14 protein-coding genes are annotated in these 17,197 nt (G+C 72.1%); all 14 read left to right on the top strand.

Annotated features, from left to right (window positions below):
- The first annotated feature begins 61 nt into the window (after positions 1 to 61).
- A complete protein-coding gene (locus tag ABZ716_RS21095) occupies positions 62 to 1,021 on the top strand; it encodes a LysR family transcriptional regulator (protein WP_358813583.1) in 960 nt (319 codons plus the stop codon).
- A 68-nt stretch (positions 1,022 to 1,089) separates the two neighbouring features.
- The gene (locus ABZ716_RS21090; protein ID WP_358960790.1) at positions 1,090 to 2,535 is read left to right on the top strand and encodes a glyceraldehyde-3-phosphate dehydrogenase; all 1,446 of its coding nucleotides are present in this window, start codon (positions 1,090 to 1,092) and stop codon (positions 2,533 to 2,535) included.
- A gap of 110 nt (positions 2,536 to 2,645) precedes the next feature.
- The gene (locus ABZ716_RS21085) at positions 2,646 to 4,838 is read left to right on the top strand and encodes an FUSC family protein (protein WP_358960787.1); all 2,193 of its coding nucleotides are present in this window, start codon (positions 2,646 to 2,648) and stop codon (positions 4,836 to 4,838) included.
- A 137-nt stretch (positions 4,839 to 4,975) separates the two neighbouring features.
- Positions 4,976 to 6,418, top strand: coding sequence for an MFS transporter (locus ABZ716_RS21080; RefSeq protein WP_358960784.1), 1,443 nt, complete (start codon positions 4,976 to 4,978; stop codon positions 6,416 to 6,418).
- 142 nt (positions 6,419 to 6,560) lie between these two features.
- On the top strand, positions 6,561 to 7,754 hold the full coding sequence (locus tag ABZ716_RS21075) for an aminotransferase class I/II-fold pyridoxal phosphate-dependent enzyme (protein WP_358960781.1): 1,194 nt from the start codon (positions 6,561 to 6,563) through the stop codon (positions 7,752 to 7,754).
- A 65-nt stretch (positions 7,755 to 7,819) separates the two neighbouring features.
- Entirely contained in the window at positions 7,820 to 8,326 is a 507-nt protein-coding gene (locus tag ABZ716_RS21070; protein ID WP_351891446.1) for a MaoC family dehydratase, read from the top strand.
- A 72-nt stretch (positions 8,327 to 8,398) separates the two neighbouring features.
- Positions 8,399 to 9,238 (top strand): SAM-dependent methyltransferase, encoded by an 840-nt coding sequence (locus tag ABZ716_RS21065; protein WP_358960778.1) that lies wholly within the window; start codon positions 8,399 to 8,401, stop codon positions 9,236 to 9,238.
- Positions 9,235 to 10,281 carry a class I SAM-dependent methyltransferase gene (locus ABZ716_RS21060; RefSeq protein ID WP_358813576.1) on the top strand — a complete coding sequence of 349 codons (1,047 nt, stop codon included), beginning with the start codon at positions 9,235 to 9,237 and terminating at the stop codon, positions 10,279 to 10,281. The genes ABZ716_RS21065 and ABZ716_RS21060 overlap by 4 nt, the downstream gene beginning before the upstream one ends.
- Before the next feature lie 61 nt (positions 10,282 to 10,342).
- The gene (locus ABZ716_RS21055; protein ID WP_079424602.1) at positions 10,343 to 11,236 is read left to right on the top strand and encodes a diiron oxygenase; all 894 of its coding nucleotides are present in this window, start codon (positions 10,343 to 10,345) and stop codon (positions 11,234 to 11,236) included.
- Between the two features lie 34 nt (positions 11,237 to 11,270).
- On the top strand, positions 11,271 to 12,134 hold the full coding sequence (locus ABZ716_RS21050) for a hypothetical protein (RefSeq protein ID WP_351891438.1): 864 nt from the start codon (positions 11,271 to 11,273) through the stop codon (positions 12,132 to 12,134).
- A gap of 1 nt (position 12,135) precedes the next feature.
- Entirely contained in the window at positions 12,136 to 12,900 is a 765-nt protein-coding gene (locus ABZ716_RS21045) for a 4'-phosphopantetheinyl transferase superfamily protein (protein ID WP_358960775.1), read from the top strand.
- Positions 12,897 to 14,120: a methionine adenosyltransferase gene (gene metK, locus ABZ716_RS21040; protein ID WP_358960772.1), complete on the top strand. Its 1,224-nt coding sequence runs from the start codon at positions 12,897 to 12,899 to the stop codon at positions 14,118 to 14,120. The genes ABZ716_RS21045 and metK overlap by 4 nt, the downstream gene beginning before the upstream one ends.
- A 1-nt stretch (position 14,121) precedes the next feature.
- Positions 14,122 to 15,105, top strand: coding sequence for a carbohydrate kinase family protein (locus ABZ716_RS21035; protein ID WP_358960769.1), 984 nt, complete (start codon positions 14,122 to 14,124; stop codon positions 15,103 to 15,105).
- Between the two features lies 1 nt (position 15,106).
- Positions 15,107 to 17,197 (top strand): homocysteine S-methyltransferase family protein (locus tag ABZ716_RS21030; RefSeq protein WP_358960767.1); only part of this gene is annotated, 2,091 nt, incomplete at its 3' end.

Here is a 17,197-nt window from a genome sequence, read left to right as displayed (position 1 = left end):
TCCCTGCGGGCATAAGGCGCGGGTTATGGTGCGCCCGGACCGCCGTTCGTAAGCTGCCGGGATGCAGCTGGAGTTGAGGCACCTGCAAGCCGTCTGCCGGATAGCGGAGGCAGGCAGTCTGGGCGCGGCGGCGCGACGGCTCGGGGTCTCCCAGCCGGCGCTCTCCGCCCAGCTGCGCAGGATCGAGCAGGTCACCGGCGGAGAGCTCTTCGTCCGCGGCCGCGGCGGGGTGGAGCCCACCCCGCTGGGTCACTTCGTCCTCGCCAAGGCCCGCCGGGTGCTCGGCGAGATGGACGCCCTGGGGGCCGAGGCGCGCGCCCTGTCGGCGGACTCCCCGCTACGGCTCGGCTGCATCCTGCTCGTCCTGGTGGACGGCCTGCTCGCCCGCACCGACCTGGCCCTGTCCGGGCGGGAGGTGGACGTGGACCTGGAGGACTCGGTGACCACCCTCGTCCGGATGCTCGCCGCCGGCCGCTACGACGCCATCGTCTACGGCGAGGTCAACGACTACGAGGTCCCGCTGCCCGCCGGGGTCCAGGCCCGCACCGTCGTGCCCCGCGAGCCGTTCTGCATCCGGATGTCCGCACGCCACCCCCTGGCCGGCCGCAGCCGGCTGGACCTGGCCGACCTGGCCGGCGAGCAGTGGATGACCCTCGTCGAGGACGACGACGGCGGCCCCGAGGCCCTGATCGCGGCCTGCGCCCAGGCGGGCTTCACCCCCTCGCTGCGCCACCGGATCACCGACCGCAAGATGCACCACGACCTGATCGCGGCGGGCCGGGCCATCTCGCTGAGCCAGCCCACCGCCCCCGCCGCACCCGGCACGGTCATGCGGCCCCTGGCCGGGTCCCCGGTCAGCGGCCGGATCCGGCTGGCCTGGAACCGGGGGTCGGTCCCCGCCCACCAGGCAGAGCTGCTGCACCGCGCGGCCGTGGAGGCGTATCTGGCGAACGTGGACAATCACGCCTTCCACCGGACATGGTGGGACGCCCACCCGGAGGTCCACCCGCGCCTCGGCTGACCCCTGCCGAAGAGGCGGATTCCGGTCGGGTTAGCATATGAGCGCCGCCTAGCTCGAAAGATAACTCTGTGACTGTCAACGAGGACTCGTTCAGCAACTGGAAGACCCGCGAGGAGATCGCGGAGTCGATGATCCCGATCATCGGGAAGCTGCACCGCGAGCGGGATGTAACGATCCTGCTGCACAGCCGCTCCCTGGTGAACAAGTCGGTGGTCAGCATCCTCAAGACCCACCGGTTCGCCCGGCAGATCGACGGCGAGGAGCTCTCGGTCACCGAGACCCTGCCGTTCCTGCAGGCGCTCGCCGCCCTCGATCTCGGTCCGTCGCAGATCGACATCGGCATGCTCGCCGCCAACTACAGCAGCGACGACCGCGGACTGTCCGTGGCCGAATTCACCGCCGAGGCCGTCGCCGGCGCCACCGGCGAGAACAAGCTGGAGCTCTCCTCCGGCCGTGACATCGTCCTCTACGGCTTCGGCCGCATCGGCCGCCTCGTCGCCCGCCTCCTCATCGAGAAGGCCGGCTCCGGCAACGGCCTGCGCCTGCGCGCCATCGTCGTCCGTGGCGGCGGCGAGGCGGACCTGGTCAAGCGTGCCTCGCTGCTGCGCCGCGACTCCATCCACGGCCAGTTCCAGGGCACGATCACCGTCGACGAGGCGAACAGCACGATCATCGCCAACGGCAACGCGATCCGCGTGATCTACGCGAACGACCCCTCTGAGGTCGACTACACGGCGTACGGCATCAAGGACGCCATCCTCATCGACAACACCGGCAAGTGGCGCGACCGCGAGGGCCTCTCCAAGCACCTGCGCCCCGGTATCGACAAAATCGTCCTGACCGCCCCGGGCAAGGGCGACGTCCCGAACATCGTGCACGGCGTCAACCACGACACGATCAAGCCGGACGAGCGGATCCTGTCCTGCGCCTCCTGCACCACCAACGCGATCGTCCCGCCGCTGAAGGCCATGGACGACGAGTACGGCGTGCTGCGCGGCCACGTGGAGACGGTCCACTCGTTCACCAACGACCAGAACCTCCTGGACAACTACCACAAGGCCGACCGCCGCGGCCGCTCCGCGCCGCTGAACATGGTCATCACCGAGACCGGCGCCGCCTCCGCCGTCGCCAAGGCGCTGCCCGACCTCAAGGCGCCGATCACCGGCAGCTCGATCCGCGTCCCCGTCCCGGACGTCTCGATCGCCATCCTCAGCCTGCGCCTGGGCCGTGAGACCACCCGCGAGGAGGTCCTGGAGTACCTCCGCGGTGTCTCCCTGCACTCGCCGCTCAAGCGCCAGATCGACTTCACCACCGCCCCCGACGCCGTCTCCATGGACTTCGTCGGCTCGCGCCACTCCTCGATCGTGGACGCCGGCGCGACCAAGGTCGACGGCGACAACGCGATCCTGTACCTCTGGTACGACAACGAGTTCGGCTACTCCTGCCAGGTCATCCGTGTGGTCCAGCACGTGTCCGGCGTCGAGTACCCGACCTACCCGGTCCCGGTCGCCTGACCGTCCCCGGCAGCCTCACCAGCGGTGCCCCGTCGACTGCGGTCGGCGGGGCACCGCCGTGTTGACCCGGCCGTGGTGCCGAGGCCCGGGGGACGGGTGATGCTGGGGGGATGGGTGGTGTGCCCGCGCGGTGGCTGCCGGCGGCCTACCGGGCCCCGGCGGTCCGGGCGGTCCGGGTGGCGCTGGTCGCCGTCACCGGGTTCTACCTCTTCCTGTACGGCTTCGGCTCGCCCGTCGCCGCCACGTACGCCCTGTTCTCGGCGGTGGCCCTCGCCGGGCTCTCCCGGATCCCCGGCACGGGACCGCAGCGGGCGGCCACCGTGCTGCGGCTGGTCCCGGTGTGCTGGCTGCTGGTCGCGGTGGGCACCTGGCTGTCGGTGCGCACCTGGAGCGCCGTCGCCGGGATGCTCGTCGTCGGCTTCGCGCTGGCCTTCGCCGCCGTGGGCGGCCCGCGGCCGGCCGGCGCCGGGCCCGGGCTCCAGCTGCTGTACATCCTCCCCTCCTTCCCGCCCTACGACCCCGGCTCCCTCGGCGTCCGGCTCATCGGCACCACCACCGGGCTCGCGCTGCTCGTCCTCGCCGAGCGGTACCTCTTCCCCGAGCCCGCCCCGCCGCCCTACCGGGAGCTCGCCGCCCGCGCCGCCGACACCGCCGCGCAGTGCGCCCGCGAGCTGGCCACGCCGCCGTACGCCCTCACACGGGCCCGCGCCGAGCGGGCCCTGCGCGACGGGACGGCCCTGCGGTCGCTGCACGTGCCCGAGGCCGACCGGCCGGCGGGCCCCGGGGTGCGCGAGCGGGCGCTGACCCACACGGGCCTGGCCGCACGGGCCCTGCTGGGCCGGCTGGCGGCCCTCCCCGGGGGCCCGCCGGGCGGCGCCCCCGAGGTGCTGGCCGGGGTACGGCGCCTCGCGGAACGCACCGCCGCCGACCTGCGGCTGAGGGCGGACCCGGGCCCGGGGGACGCGTACGGGGAGCTCGCCGCGGCCCGCGCCCGGCTGGCCGCCGCACCCTGCGGGTCGGCCGCCCCGGCCGTGCTGCGCCGGGACGCGGCCGTGCTGGAGGTGGCGGACGCCGCGCTGACCCTGGCCACCGCTGCCTCCCTCGCCGTACACGGCCGGGCGGCGGCGGACCGGGTGCGGCCGGGGCGGTTCTGGTACGCCCGGACTCCCGTGCCGCTGCTGTGGTGGCACCGGATCCTCGGGCACGCCGGGCGGCGGTCGGTCTTCTTCCAGAACGCGGTGCGGATCGGCCTCGCCCTGGCGGCGGCCCGGCTGGTCGCCGGAGTGGACACGCTGCCGCACGGGTTCTGGGCGATGCTGGCGACGCTCTCCCTGACGCGGACCACCGTCGGCGAGACCTGGAGCACCATCCGGCTCGCCCTGGCCGGCACCTTCGCCGGGGCCCTGTTCACCGCGGGCGTGCTCACCGCCGTCGGCCCGCACACGGCGGTGTACGCCGTGCTGCTGCCCGCCTGGATGCTCTTCGCCTTCACCGTGGGGCCGGTGCGGGGGGTGGGCTGGGCGCAGGGGCTGTTCACCGTGCTGGTGGCGATGGTGTTCGCGCAGCTGGCGCCCGCGACCTGGCGGCTGGCGGGCGTGCGGATGCTCGACGTGCTGGTCGGGAGCCTGATCGGCGGTGCGATCGGGCTGCTGGCCTGGCCCCGGGGCGCGCACGACGAGCTGGGGCGGGCTGCGGCGGGGCTGCTGCGCCGGGCCGCCGAGATCGTGGTCGCCACCAGTGCCTCGGTCGCGGCGGGCGGTGCCGGGCCGGCCGTGGCGGGCGCCGCCGGGCCCAGCGCGGCGGACGCGGGCGGCTACCGGTCGCTGCGGCGCGCGCTGATCCTGGCCGAGTCGGCGTACGCGCAGTTCCAGAGCGAACCGGTGCGCTTCGGGGCCGCCGCCCCGCGCCCGGCCGGCCCCGACTGGCAGGCGGCGCTGATGGCCGGGCACCACACCCTGTGGGGCGCGGACCGGCTCACCTGTGCCCCGGACCCGCCGCCACCGGGGTGCGCCGCCGAGGCCCCGGCCGCTCCGCTCGGCCCGGAGCCGGCCGAGGCGCTGACCCGGTTCGGGGACCGGGTGGCCGGGCGGATGCTGCTGGTGTCGGCGCACCTGGACCCGGGCGGGGACACCCCGCCGGTGCCGTTCCCCCTGCGGGACCCCGCGGACGGGGGGCGCGCGGCGGAGCCGCCCGGTGCGCCGCGCCGCTCCTACGCGGCGGTCTCCTGGCTGGACTCCCTGATGGCCGACCTGGAACGGATCACGGCCCCGGAGCGCGAGGCCGGCTCAGGGACGGCCTCGTAACCGCTGGGCGGCACAGCCGGGGCGGATCGAGCCTCGCTTGAGCCTCCGGCGGCATCCTTACATACCCCCCATGGGTATGCTACTTTGCATCGCGAAGGTACCCCCTGGGGGTATACGACAGAGGAAGGGCCAGGGCAATGTCAACCGTCAATCCCCGGCGCTGGTGGGCACTTGGCGTGCTTGCCGCCGCTCAGTTCATGGTGATCATGGACACTTCGATCATCGGGGTGGCGCTCCCCGAGATGCAGAAGGACCTGGGCTTCTCCCAGGGCGAGCTCCAGTGGGTCTTCAACGCCTACGTGATCGTCTTCGGCGGACTGCTGCTGCTCGGCGGACGGCTCTCCGACCTGTTCGGGGCGCGCAAGATCTTCGCCACCGGCTGGGTCGTCATGATCGTCGGCTCCGTGCTCGCCGCAGCCGCGCAGAGCGCCTCGGTCGAGATCGCCGGCCGGGCCGTGCAGGGGGTGGGCGGCGCGCTGATCGCGCCCTCGGCCATGACCCTCCTGATGATGCTCTTCGGGCACGACCCGAAGGAGCTCGGCAAGGCGATGGCCCTCTACGGCGCCGCCGCCCCGGCCGGCGGCACCGCCGGCGTCTTCCTCGGCGGCGTGTTCACCGAGTGGGTGAGCTGGCCCTGGTGCTTCGCCATCTACGTCCCCATCGGCGTGGCCACCCTCGCCCTGACGAAGCTGCTGCCCGCGGTCCAGTCCCGCCGCGGTTCCGTGGACGTCCTCGGCGCCGTCGCCGTCACCGCCGGGCTCGCGCTCGCCGTGTTCGCCGTCGTCCGGGCCCCCGAGACCGGCTGGGGCTCCACCGCCACCGTGCTGGAGCTGATCGGCGCCGCCGTGCTCCTCGTCCTCTTCTTCGTGGTCCAGAAGACCGTCCGCGAGCCGCTCATGCCGCTCAGCGTGTGGCGCATCCCGCGGCTGGGCGCGGGCAACCTCGCCATGACCCTGCTCGGCGCCGCCTGGATCCCGATGTGGTACTTCCTCAACCTCTACCTCCAGCAGGTCCTCGGCTACGGCGCCTTCGCCTCCGGTGCGGCCCTGCTCCCGATGACCATCCTGCTGATGATCTTCATGACGGCCATCACCGCCCGCCTCATGGGCCGGTTCGGGGCGAAGCCGCTGATCGTCGGCGGTCTGCTGGCCCTCGCGCTCGGCCTGCTCTGGCTCTCCGCCGTCGAGCCGACCGGCACCTTCCTGGTCGACGTCCTGCCCGCCTCGCTCGTCGCCGCGCTCGGCATGGCGCTCGCCTACATCCCGGCGATGATCGCCTCGATGTCCGGCGCCCCGCAGGAGCAGGCCGGCCTGGCCTCCGGCATCGTCAACACCACCTACAACGTGGGCTCGGCCCTGGGTCTCGCCGCGCTGACCGCCCTCGCCACCACCCAGGGTGCCGGCGAGCTGGGCAACCTGCCTGCCCTCACCGACGGGTTCAGCTCCGCGTTCATCGCCGCCGCCGTCATCGCGGCCGCCGGCGCGCTCATCACGCTCCTCGCCATGAAGAGCGACAAGGCGGCCGCCGCCGCTCCGGCCGCCGACGCCCCGGCGTCACGCAACGAGACGGCCGGGGTCTGACGCACGGGAACACCCCGCGCCCGCCCCAGGGGTCGCCCGACGTCCTCCCCCGGACGTCGGGCGGCCCCTTTTCCGTACCGCTCCGTACCCGTTCGGTACCCGTTCCGCACCCGCTCCGTGCCCGACGAAAGGCAGACCCCTCATGAAGGACATCCGCACCCGGGCCGTGCACGTGGCCCACGAGCTCGAAGCCCCCGCGGCGAGCCGGCCGCTGTCCGTCCCGCTCGTGCAGTCCTCCGCCTTCGCCTTCGACTCCGCCGACGCACTGGCCGAGGCCATGGCCGGGCCCGACGGCGCCTACGTCTACAGCCGCCGCGGCAACCCCACCGTGCGCGCCCTGGAACGCACCCTCGCCGGCCTGGAGGGCGGGGCCTCGGCCATCGCCTTCGCCTCGGGCATGGGGGCCATCAGCGGGGTCCTGCTCGCCCTGCTGCGCCCCGGCGACCAGGTCATCGCGCAGCGCTGCCTGTACGGGGGGACGTACGCGGCGCTGAAGGACCTCTCGGAGCGCTACGGGGTCCGGGTGGACCACATCGGCGGCGACGACGTGGGGGAGTTCGAGGCGCTCGCCGGCCCGCGCACCCGGCTGCTCGTCCTGGAGACCATCGCCAACCCCACCGGCCAGGTCCCCGACCTGCCCGGCCTGCTGGCCGCGGCCCGCCGCCTGGGCGTGATCGGCGCCGTGGACAACTCCCTGGCCTCGCCCGTGCTGTGCCGGCCCATCGAACACGGCGCCGACATCGTGCTGCACTCCACCACCAAGTACCTCGCCGGTCACTCCGACGTCCTCGGCGGGGCCGCCGTCTTCGCGGACGACGCACTGCGCCGGGAGGTCTGGCCACGCACGGTCGAACTCGGCGCCAGCGCCGACCCGTTCGCCGTCTGGCTGACCCTGCGCGGGATCGCCACCCTGCCCCTGCGGATGCGCGAGCACTGCGCCAACGCGGCCCTGCTCGCCGAGCGGCTCGCGACCCACCCGGCCGTGGCGGCCGTCCACTGGCCGTGGCTGAGAACGCACCCCTCGTACGCCCTGGCGCGCAAGGTGCTCTCCGGTGGCGGCGGGCTGCTCTCCTTCGAGCTGCACGGCGGCCGGGAGGCGGGCCGCGCCTTCGTCGAAGGGGTCCGCCTCGCGCGGCTCGCACTGTCGCTGGGCGGGGTGGAGACGCTGGTCACCCACCCCGCCAGCACCTCCCACCGGGAGCTGGACGAACGGGCGCTGGCGCACGCGGGCATAGGCCCGGGCCTGGTGCGCATGTCGGTCGGCATCGAGGACCCGGAGGACCTCTGGCAGGACGCTGAACAGGCACTGCGGTCTTCTTTTGGGTTGACAAAATAAGCGCACGATTCGTAGATTGGTTCACGCCAGAGAAAACCACTCCTCCACGTCAAGGGGGGCGCGTGATGCGCTATTTCGAGGACTTCCGGACCGGTGACGTCCACGAGCTGGGGACCATCACCGTCACGACGGAGGAAGTGCTGGAGTTCGGCAGGCGCTTCGACCCGCAGCCCTTCCACACCGACCCGGAGCTCGCCGCGCAGAGCCCCTTCGGCGGCCTCATCGCCAGCGGCTGGCACAGCGCCTCGATGTTCATGCGCCGCTACGTCGACGGGCTGCTCGCCTACAGCGCCTGTACCGGCTCGCCGGGCGTCGACGAGATCCGCTACCTGCGGCCCGTCCGCCCCGGCGACGTGCTCACCGCGCGCGTCGAGATCCTCGGCTCGCGCCCCTCGCCGTTCAACCCGGCCACCGGCGTCGTCCAGCCCAAGTGCACGCTCTCCGATGCCGACGGCAACGTCGTCTTCAGCATGGTCCTGCACAGCATCTTCCGGCGCCGGCCCGTCGAGTGCGCCACGCCGCACCCCTGCGCCGCGGAGGACCCGGTCGTCCGCGTGAACTCCCTGGCCTGACCCGGCCGGGCCCGGGCCGCCCCGCCCCGGCCCCGCCCCCTCCCCGTCCGCCGAAGTGAAGGGAGTCCTCCCGTGGAGGCCGTATCCCGCACCGCCCAGTGGACCGCCGCAGCGCGGGCCCTGGAAACCGACCGTGACGACCGGCTGTTCGCCGATCCGTACGCCCGGACCGTCGCCGACACCATCGGCTTCGAACTCCTGGAGCGCTACGCCGGAGCCGGCACCGTGCCGTTCCTCGCGATCCGCACCACCTACCTGGACCGGCAGATCACCGCCGCCGTCCAGGAGCACGGCATCCGCCAGGTCGTGTTCCTCGCCGCCGGCATGGACACCCGCTTCTACCGGCTGCCCTGGCCCGACGGCGTCACCGTCTACGAACTCGACCGCCCCGCCCTGCTGGAGGCCAAGGCCGGGATGCTGGCCGGCGAGCCGCAGCCGGCCGGACGCAGCCGCGTCGCCGTCCCCGTCGACCTCACCCAGGACTGGACCGGCCCCCTCGAGGAGGCCGGCTGGCGCTCCGACGAGCCCGTGCTCTGGGTCGTCGAGGGCCTGCTGTTCTTCCTCCCCGAGGCCGCCGTCCGCGACCTGATCTCCACCCTGGCCGGACACTCCGCGCCCGGCTCGGTCCTCCTCGGCGACGTCATCAGCAAGTCGGCGCTGGAGAACCCGCTCTCCCGCCCCTTCCTCAAGTCCCTCGAAGAGGACGGCAACCCCTGGCTGTTCGGCACCGAGACCCCCGAGCAGCTCCTCGCCGAATGCGGCTGGGACGTCCGCGAGGTCCGCCAGCCCGGAGAGGACGGCGCCGACTTCGGCCGCTGGCCCTACCCCGTGCCCGCGCGCAGCGTCCCGCGGATCCCGCGGTCCTTCCTGTTCACCTGTGACCTCCCGACCCCCGAGGTGAGAGCCGCATGAGCGCCACCCACGACTTCCACCAGCGCGTCATCGGCGACGCCGGCGCCGCCGTACGCGGCCTCACCGTCGCCCTCGGCGAACGGCTCGGCCTCTACCGGGCCCTGGCCGAGGCCGGCCCGCTCACCCCGGCCGGCCTCGCCGCCCGCACCGGGATCAACGCCCGCTACGCCGAGGAGTGGCTGCACGCCCAGCTGAGCGCCGGCTACGTCGAACGCCAGGCGGACGCCGGCACGTACACCCTGCCCGCCGACCACGTCCCGGTGCTGGCCGACCCGAACGCGATCACCTTCGCCGCCGGCTTCTTCACCGCCCTCAAGGCCCTCTACGGCACCGAGGACCTCCTCGTCGACGCCTACCGCACCGGCGACGGCGTCGGCTGGGCCGAGCACGACCCGGCCCTCGACACCGGCATGGGCAGCTTCTTCCAGCCGACGTACGAGCACCGCCTGATCCCCGACTGGCTGCCGTCCCTCACCGGGGTCACCGGCAAGCTGGCCGCCGGCGGCACCGTCGCCGACGTCGGCTGCGGCGTCGGCCACACCACCCTCCTCATCGCGAAGGCGTTCCCGCAGGCGACCGTCCACGGCTTCGACTACTCCGAAGAGGCCATCTCGATCGCCCGCCAGCTCGCCGAGGAGGCCGGCCTCTCCGACCGTGTCGTCTTCGACGTCGCCTCCGCCGACGACTACCCCGGCACCGGCTACGACCTGGTCACCTTCTTCAACGCCCTGCACGACATGGGCGACCCCGTCTCCGCCGCCCAGCACGTGCACAAGTCCCTGGACGCCGACGGCACCTGGATGCTCGTCGAGTCCAACGTGTCGCCCGACGACATCGACACCCAGACCCCCGCCGCCCGCATGTTCATGGCGCTCTCCGCCGTGATGTGCCTGCCCGTGGCCGTCGCCCAGCGCGGCCCCCACGCGCTCGGCAACCACTCCGGCGAGAACGCCTTCCGCGCCATCGCCGAGGAGGCCGGCTTCACCCGCTGGCGCCGCGCGACCGAGACCCCGGTCAACGCCGTCTACGAAGTCCGCCCGTAGGGCCCGGCCCACCGCGGGGCCCGCACGCCCCGGCCGTCACCACCACCGACGAGGAGTCACCATGGGCGTCAGCGCCCCCCTGCCGGTCAACGACCGGTTCCTGGAAGTCCTGGAACGGCTGAGCTCCCGCTCCATCGAGGAGTACTACAACCCGTACCAGCAGTTCGACTGGCCCGAGAAGCTCGACGAGGGCCGCATGTGGATGACCCCCGAGCTGCTCACCGTCTACGGGACCCCCTTCTACGACGAGCTCGGCGAGGAGACCCTCCAGCGCCTCTCGAAGTGGGAGAGCATCAACTTCTACAGCCTCAACGTGCACGGCATCCGCGAGCTGCTCATCGAGGTCGTCGGCCGGATCCACATGCCCGGCTTCGAGGTGCCCTCGGACTTCTTCCACCACTTCATCGGTGAGGAGAACGAGCACATGTGGTTCTTCGCCGAGTTCTGCCGCCGCTACGGCGACAAGATCTACGGTTCCACCGCCCTGCGCGCCGACTCCGCCTGGGAGCCGGAGGTGGAGAACTTCCTGGTCTTCTCCCGGATCCTGTTCTTCGAGGAGCTGGTCGACCACTACAACACGCGGATGGCGCGCGACGAGTCGCTGTGCCACACCATCCGCGAGGTCAACCGCATCCACCACCAGGACGAGTCCCGCCACATCGCCTTCGGCCGCGAGCTGGTCTCCCTCCTGTTCACCCGGATGAAGGAGGCCGTCCCCGCCGCCCGCGTCGCCGAGGTCGAGGCGTACCTCAAGCGCTACGTGGTCTACAGCATCAACTCCCTCTACAACCCCCACGTGTACCGGGACGCCGGCATCGCCGACCCGATCGGCCTGCGCAACGCGCTCGTCGCCGACGAGCGGCGCCGTCCCCACGAGCGCAAGGCCATCCGCAAGCCGCTCGGCTTCTTCCTGAAGACCGGGATCTTCACGGACGACGTCCTGCCCGTCGTCTGAGAGGGCCCACCGCCGTCCGAGAGGTGACACCCCCATGAGCGTCACGACCGTCAAGACCACCACCCCAGACACCCGCGGCCTGCCGTCGCTCGGCCCCGAGGGCACCGCACTGCTCCGGCTCCTCGACGACACCTTCGAGAGCTGGGGGGTGCACGCGGGAGCCCGTTCCATGACGATGCCCCCGCTGCTGCCGGCCGCCGACCTGGCCCGGCTCGACTACTACGACAACTTCCCCCACCAGGCCGTCGTCGCCGCCCCGCTGAACCTGGACGTCCGGGAGACCAGCGAGTTCTGTACCGACACCGGCTGCTTCCCCTGCGACGCACTGGAACCGGCCGCCCTCGGCCTGCCCTCCGCGTCCTGCTACGCCGTCTACATCGACCACCAGGGCCGCCCGGCCGCCGACGACGAACTCGTCACCGTGGTCGGCTGGTGCTTCCGCAAGGAACAGCACTACGAGGGTCTGCGCCGCCAGCTCGGCTTCCGTATGCGGGAGATCGTCGCCATCGGCACCCGGGAGCACGCCGAGGAGCACCTGGCCCGCTTCACCCGGCGGATCAACGCCTTCGCCGAGGCCCTGGACCTGCCGCTGCGCCGGGAGGCCGCCTGCGACCCCTTCTTCGACAAGGGCAGCTCCAAGGCGGTGCTCCAGCGCCTTACCCCGGTCAAGCACGAGTTCCTCTTCGAGGACCTCGCCATCGCCTCGGTCAACACCCACCGCAACTTCTTCGGCGACCGCTGCGAGATCCCCCTCGCCTCCGGCGCGGGCCCGGCCTTCACCAGCTGCGTCGCCTTCGGCCTGGAGCGCTGGCTGTCCGCGCTCACCCGCCGCCACGGCAGCTGGGGCGCGGCGACCGCCGCCGTCCTGAGCGCGACCGCGGCGGGGCCGGCGATCTGACGTGCACACCCGACCCGTCGCCCCGCCGGCGGGCGGCCTGGGCTGGGCGAACCTCGGCATGGACATCGTCTCCGTCGGCCGGGTCCGCCGGCTGCTCGTCGCCTACGGCGAGGACTTCTTCCAGCGCATGCTCACCCCCGGCGAACTCGCCGACTGCCACACCTCCGCCCGGCTCGACGTCCTGAGCCTGTGCGGGCGGATCGCGGCCAAGGAGGCGGCGTTCAAAACCCTCCGCGTCGGGGCGGTGGTCCTGCCCTGGCGGGACATCGTCGTACGGCGCTCCGAGGGCGGCTGGCCGCTCGTGGAACTCCGCGGGGCGGCGGCCGCCATGGCCGCCGACTCCGGCGTCACCGGCGTCACCGTGACCATCAGCCACGACGTGGACTACGCGGTGGCGGTCGCCGCCCCGCTCCTGGAGCCCGCCCCGCCGGGGCCCTCCGCACCGCCCGCACGACCGGACCCGGCCACCGGGTCCGCCCCCACCCCGCACCACGCACCCAGCACTCCAAGGAGAGACACCATGTCCGACGGCCTGCAGCTCGTGAAGAACTGGCTCCTCGCCCGCCACGAGGAACTGGACGACATCGCTTCCGACCTGGACCTCATCGAGAACCGGCTGATCGACTCCCTGTCCTTCGTCGAGTTCGTCTTCCTGCTCGAACAGCACAGCGGCCGCGCCATCCAGATGGAGACCCTGGAGGTGGACGAGATCCGCACCCTCGACGCCATCGCCACCCACTTCTTCTCCGCCGAGGTGAAGGCATGAGCAAGCGGCTCTTCACCTCCGAGTCGGTCACCGAGGGCCACCCCGACAAGATCGCCGACCGGATCAGCGACACCGTCCTGGACGCCCTGCTGCGCGAGGACCCGGCCTCGCGCGTGGCGGTGGAGACCCTCATCACCACCGGCCAGGTTCACATCGCCGGCGAGGTCACGACCACCGCGTACGCGCCGATCGCCGAACTCGTCCGGGGCGCCATCCTCGACATCGGCTACGACTCCTCGAAGAAGGGCTTCGACGGCGCCTCCTGTGGCGTGTCGGTGTCCATCGGAGCCCAGTCGCCCGACATCGCGCAGGGTGTCGACACCGCCTACGAGGCCCGCGTCGAGGGTGCTGACGCAGGTGAGAAGGGTGACGAGCTCGACCGTCAGGGCGCCGGCGACCAGGGCCTGATGTTCGGCTACGCCTGCGACGAGACCCCCGAGCTGATGCCGCTGCCGATCCACCTCGCGCACCGGCTCTCCCGCCGCCTGACCCAGGTCCGCAAGGAGGGCACGGTCCCGTACCTGCGCCCCGACGGCAAGACGCAAGTCACCATCGAGTACGACGGCGACAAGGCCGTCCGCCTCGACACCGTGGTGGTCTCCAGCCAGCACGCCGCGGACATCGACCTGGAGTCGCTGCTCACCCCGGACATCCGCGACCACGTGGTCGAGCACGTCCTGAAGCAGCTGGCCGAGGACGGCATCAAGCTGGACACCGAGGGCTACCGGCTCCTGGTGAACCCGACGGGCCGCTTCGAGATCGGCGGTCCGATGGGTGACGCGGGCCTGACCGGCCGCAAGATCATCATCGACACCTACGGCGGTATGGCTCGCCACGGCGGCGGTGCCTTCTCGGGCAAGGACCCGTCGAAGGTGGACCGCTCGGCCGCCTACGCGATGCGCTGGGTCGCCAAGAACGTGGTCGCCGCCGGCCTCGCCTCGCGCTGCGAGGTCCAGGTCGCGTACGCGATCGGCAAGGCCGAGCCCGTCGGCCTATTCGTGGAGACCTTCGGCACCGGCAGCCTGCCCGACACGCGGATCCAGGAGGCGGTCTCCGCCGTCTTCGATCTCCGCCCGGCCGCCATCGTCCGCGACCTGGACCTGCTGCGCCCGATCTACGCGCAGACCGCCGCGTACGGGCACTTCGGCCGCGAGCTCCCCGACTTCACCTGGGAGCGCACCGACCGCGTGCACGCGCTGCGCAAGGCAGCCGGAGTCTGACATGCGGATCGCTGTCACGGGTTCCATCGCGACCGATCACCTGATGACCTTCCCCGGCCGGTTCGCCGAGCAGCTGCTGGCGGACCGGCTGGACCGGGTCTCCCTGTCGTTCCTCGCCGACCACCTGGAGGTGCGGCGGGGCGGCGTGGCGGCGAACATCGCCTTCGGCCTGGGCGTACTGGGACTGCGCCCCCTGCTGGTGGGCGCGGTGGGCGGGGACTTCGAGCCGTACCGGGTCTGGCTCAAGGACCACGGAGTCGACACCGACTCCGTACGCGTCAGCGACACCCTCCACACGGCCCGCTTCGTCTGCACCACCGACCAGGAGCAGAACCAGATAGCGACCTTCTACGCGGGCGCGATGGCCGAAGCCCGCGAGATCGACCTGCGCGAGGTCGTCGCCCGCACCGGCCGGCCCGACCTGGTGCTGGTCTCGCCGGACGACCCGCAGGCCATGCTCCGCCACACCCGCGCCTGCCGCGCCCTGGGCGTACCCTTCGCCTCCGACCCCTCCCAGCAGCTCGCCCGGCTCACCGGGGAGGAGGCGCTGGAACTGCTCGACGGCGCCACCCGGCTGTTCACCAACGAGTACGAGTCCGCCCTGCTCTGCGAGCGGACCGGCCTCACCGAGGAACAGATCCTCCGGCGGGTCGGCTCCTGGGTCACCACCCGCGGCGAGGACGGCGTCCGCATTCGCACCGCGGACGGCGCACCGCTGGACGTGCCCGCGGTTCCCGTCGCGGACGTCGTCGACCCCACCGGCGTGGGCGACGCCTTCCGGGCCGGCTTCCTCGCCGCAACGGCCTGGGGCCTGCCCGAGGAGTACGCGGCCCAGCTGGGCTGTGCGGTCGCGGCGACCGTACTCGACCACACCGGCACCCAGGAGTACCGGCTGACCCGGGACGCCCTGCTGGCCCGGCTGCGCTCCGCCTACGGGGCGCGGAGCGAGGCGGCACTGTCCATACACCTGACGGGACTGGAATGAGATGAGACGGCCACTGAGGGAGGAGTTCGCCCAGCGCGTCGTGGTCGCGGACGGAGCGATGGGAACCATGCTCCAGGCCGCCGACCCCACCATGGACGACTTCCTGGGGCTGGAGGGCTGCAACGAGGTCCTCAACGCCACCCGCCCCGACATCGTCCGCTCGGTGCACGACGCCTACTTCTCGGTGGGCGTGGACTGCGTCGAGACCAACACCTTCGGCACCAACCTGGCCGCCCTCGCCGAGTACGGGATCGAGAGCCGGATCTACGAACTCGCCGAGGCCGGCGCCCGTATCGCCCGCGCCTCCGCGGACGCCTTCACGGCGGACGACGGCCGTCCCCGCTGGGTCCTCGGCTCCATGGGCCCGGGCACCAAGCTCCCCACCCTCGGCCACATCACCTACGACCGGCTGCGCGACGCCTACCAGGAGAACGCCGAGGGCCTGATCCGAGGCGGCGCCGACGCCCTCCTCGTCGAGACCACCCAGGACCTCCTCCAGACCAAGGCCGCCGTCATCGGCGCCCGCCGCGCACTGGACTGGTGCGGGATGGACGACCTCCCCCTGATCGTCCAGGTCACGGTGGAAGCGACCGGCACGATGCTGCTGGGCTCGGAGATCGGTGCGGCGCTGACGGCGCTGGAGCCCCTCGGTATCGACATGATCGGTCTGAACTGTGCGACGGGTCCGGCGGAGATGAGCGAGCACCTGCGCTATCTGGCGCGGAACGCGCGGATCCCGCTGTCCTGCATGCCGAACGCGGGCCTGCCGGTGCTGACCAAGGACGGCGCGCACTATCCGCTGTCGGCCGCCGAGCTGGCGGACGCGCAGGAGACGTTCGTCCGGGAGTACGGGCTCTCCCTGGTCGGTGGCTGCTGTGGTACCACGCCGGAGCATCTGCGGCAGGTGGTGGAACGGGTCCGTGGCACGGCGATCGCCCCGCGCACCCCCCAGCCCGAGCCGGGCGCGGCGTCGTTGTATCAGACGGTGCCGTTCCGGCAGGACACCTCGTACATGGCGATCGGTGAGCGGACGAACGCGAACGGGTCGAAGAAGTTCCGTGAGGCGATGCTGGAGGCCCGCTGGGACGACTGTGTGGAGATGGCGCGGGATCAGATCCGTGAGGGCGCGCACATGCTGGACCTGTGCGTGGACTACGTCGGCCGTGACGGCGTGGCCGACATGCAGGAGCTGGCGGGGCGTTTCGCGACCGCTTCGACGCTGCCGATCGTGCTGGACTCGACCGAGGTGCCGGTCATCCAGGCGGGTTTGGAGAAGCTGGGCGGGCGTGCGGTCATCAACTCCGTCAACTACGAGGACGGCGACGGTCCGGAGTCCCGCTTCGCGAAGGTGACCCGTCTCGCGCAGGAGCACGGCGCGGCGCTGATCGCGTTGACGATCGACGAGGAGGGCCAGGCCCGCACCGTCGAGCACAAGGTGGCCATCGCCGAGCGCCTGATCGGGGATTTGACGGTCAACTGGGGGATCCGTGAGTCGGACATCCTCATCGACACCCTCACGTTCACGATCTGTACCGGGCAGGAGGAGTCGCGTAAGGACGGTATCGCCACGATCGAGGCGATCCGTGAGCTCAAGCGGCGCCACCCGGATGTGCAGACCACCCTGGGTCTGTCGAACATCTCCTTCGGTCTGAACCCGGCCGCCCGTGTCCTGTTGAACTCGGTGTTCCTGGACGAGTGTGTGAAGGCGGGTCTGGACTCGGCGATCGTCCACGCCTCGAAGATCCTGCCGATCGCCCGGTTCGACGAGGAGCAGGTCCAGACGGCTCTGGACCTGATCTACGACCGGCGTGAGGGTGACTACGACCCGCTGCAGAAGCTGATGGCGCTGTTCGAGGGCGTCAACACCAAGTCGCTGAAGGCGGGCCGCGCCGAGGAACTCCTCGCGCTGCCGCTGGACGAGCGGCTTCAGCGTCGGATCATCGACGGTGAGAAGAACGGCCTGGAGGCCGATCTGGATGAGGCTCTCCAGACGCGTGCGGCCCTGGACATCGTCAACGACACCCTTCTGGAGGGGATGAAGGTCGTCGGTGAGCTGTTCGGCTCCGGTCAGATGCAGCTGCCGTTCGTCCTG

Origin of the sequence: Streptomyces sp. NPDC006687 (assembly GCF_040636215.1) — a bacterium.
Lineage (GTDB): Bacteria > Actinomycetota > Actinomycetes > Streptomycetales > Streptomycetaceae > Streptomyces.
This window is presented reverse-complemented; position numbering and strand designations above follow the sequence as displayed.

Coding starts and splice junctions, on each gene's coding strand:
- ABZ716_RS21085 (WP_358960787.1), top strand. CDS start 2,646: ATGGGTGGTGTGCCCGCGCGGTGGCTGCCGGCGGCCTACCGGGCCCCG.
- metK (WP_358960772.1), top strand. CDS start 12,897: ATGAGCAAGCGGCTCTTCACCTCCGAGTCGGTCACCGAGGGCCACCCC.
- ABZ716_RS21055 (WP_079424602.1), top strand. CDS start 10,343: ATGGGCGTCAGCGCCCCCCTGCCGGTCAACGACCGGTTCCTGGAAGTC.
- ABZ716_RS21060 (WP_358813576.1), top strand. CDS start 9,235: ATGAGCGCCACCCACGACTTCCACCAGCGCGTCATCGGCGACGCCGGC.
- ABZ716_RS21070 (WP_351891446.1), top strand. CDS start 7,820: ATGCGCTATTTCGAGGACTTCCGGACCGGTGACGTCCACGAGCTGGGG.
- ABZ716_RS21050 (WP_351891438.1), top strand. CDS start 11,271: ATGAGCGTCACGACCGTCAAGACCACCACCCCAGACACCCGCGGCCTG.
- ABZ716_RS21095 (WP_358813583.1), top strand. CDS start 62: ATGCAGCTGGAGTTGAGGCACCTGCAAGCCGTCTGCCGGATAGCGGAG.
- ABZ716_RS21080 (WP_358960784.1), top strand. CDS start 4,976: ATGTCAACCGTCAATCCCCGGCGCTGGTGGGCACTTGGCGTGCTTGCC.
- ABZ716_RS21035 (WP_358960769.1), top strand. CDS start 14,122: ATGCGGATCGCTGTCACGGGTTCCATCGCGACCGATCACCTGATGACC.
- ABZ716_RS21075 (WP_358960781.1), top strand. CDS start 6,561: ATGAAGGACATCCGCACCCGGGCCGTGCACGTGGCCCACGAGCTCGAA.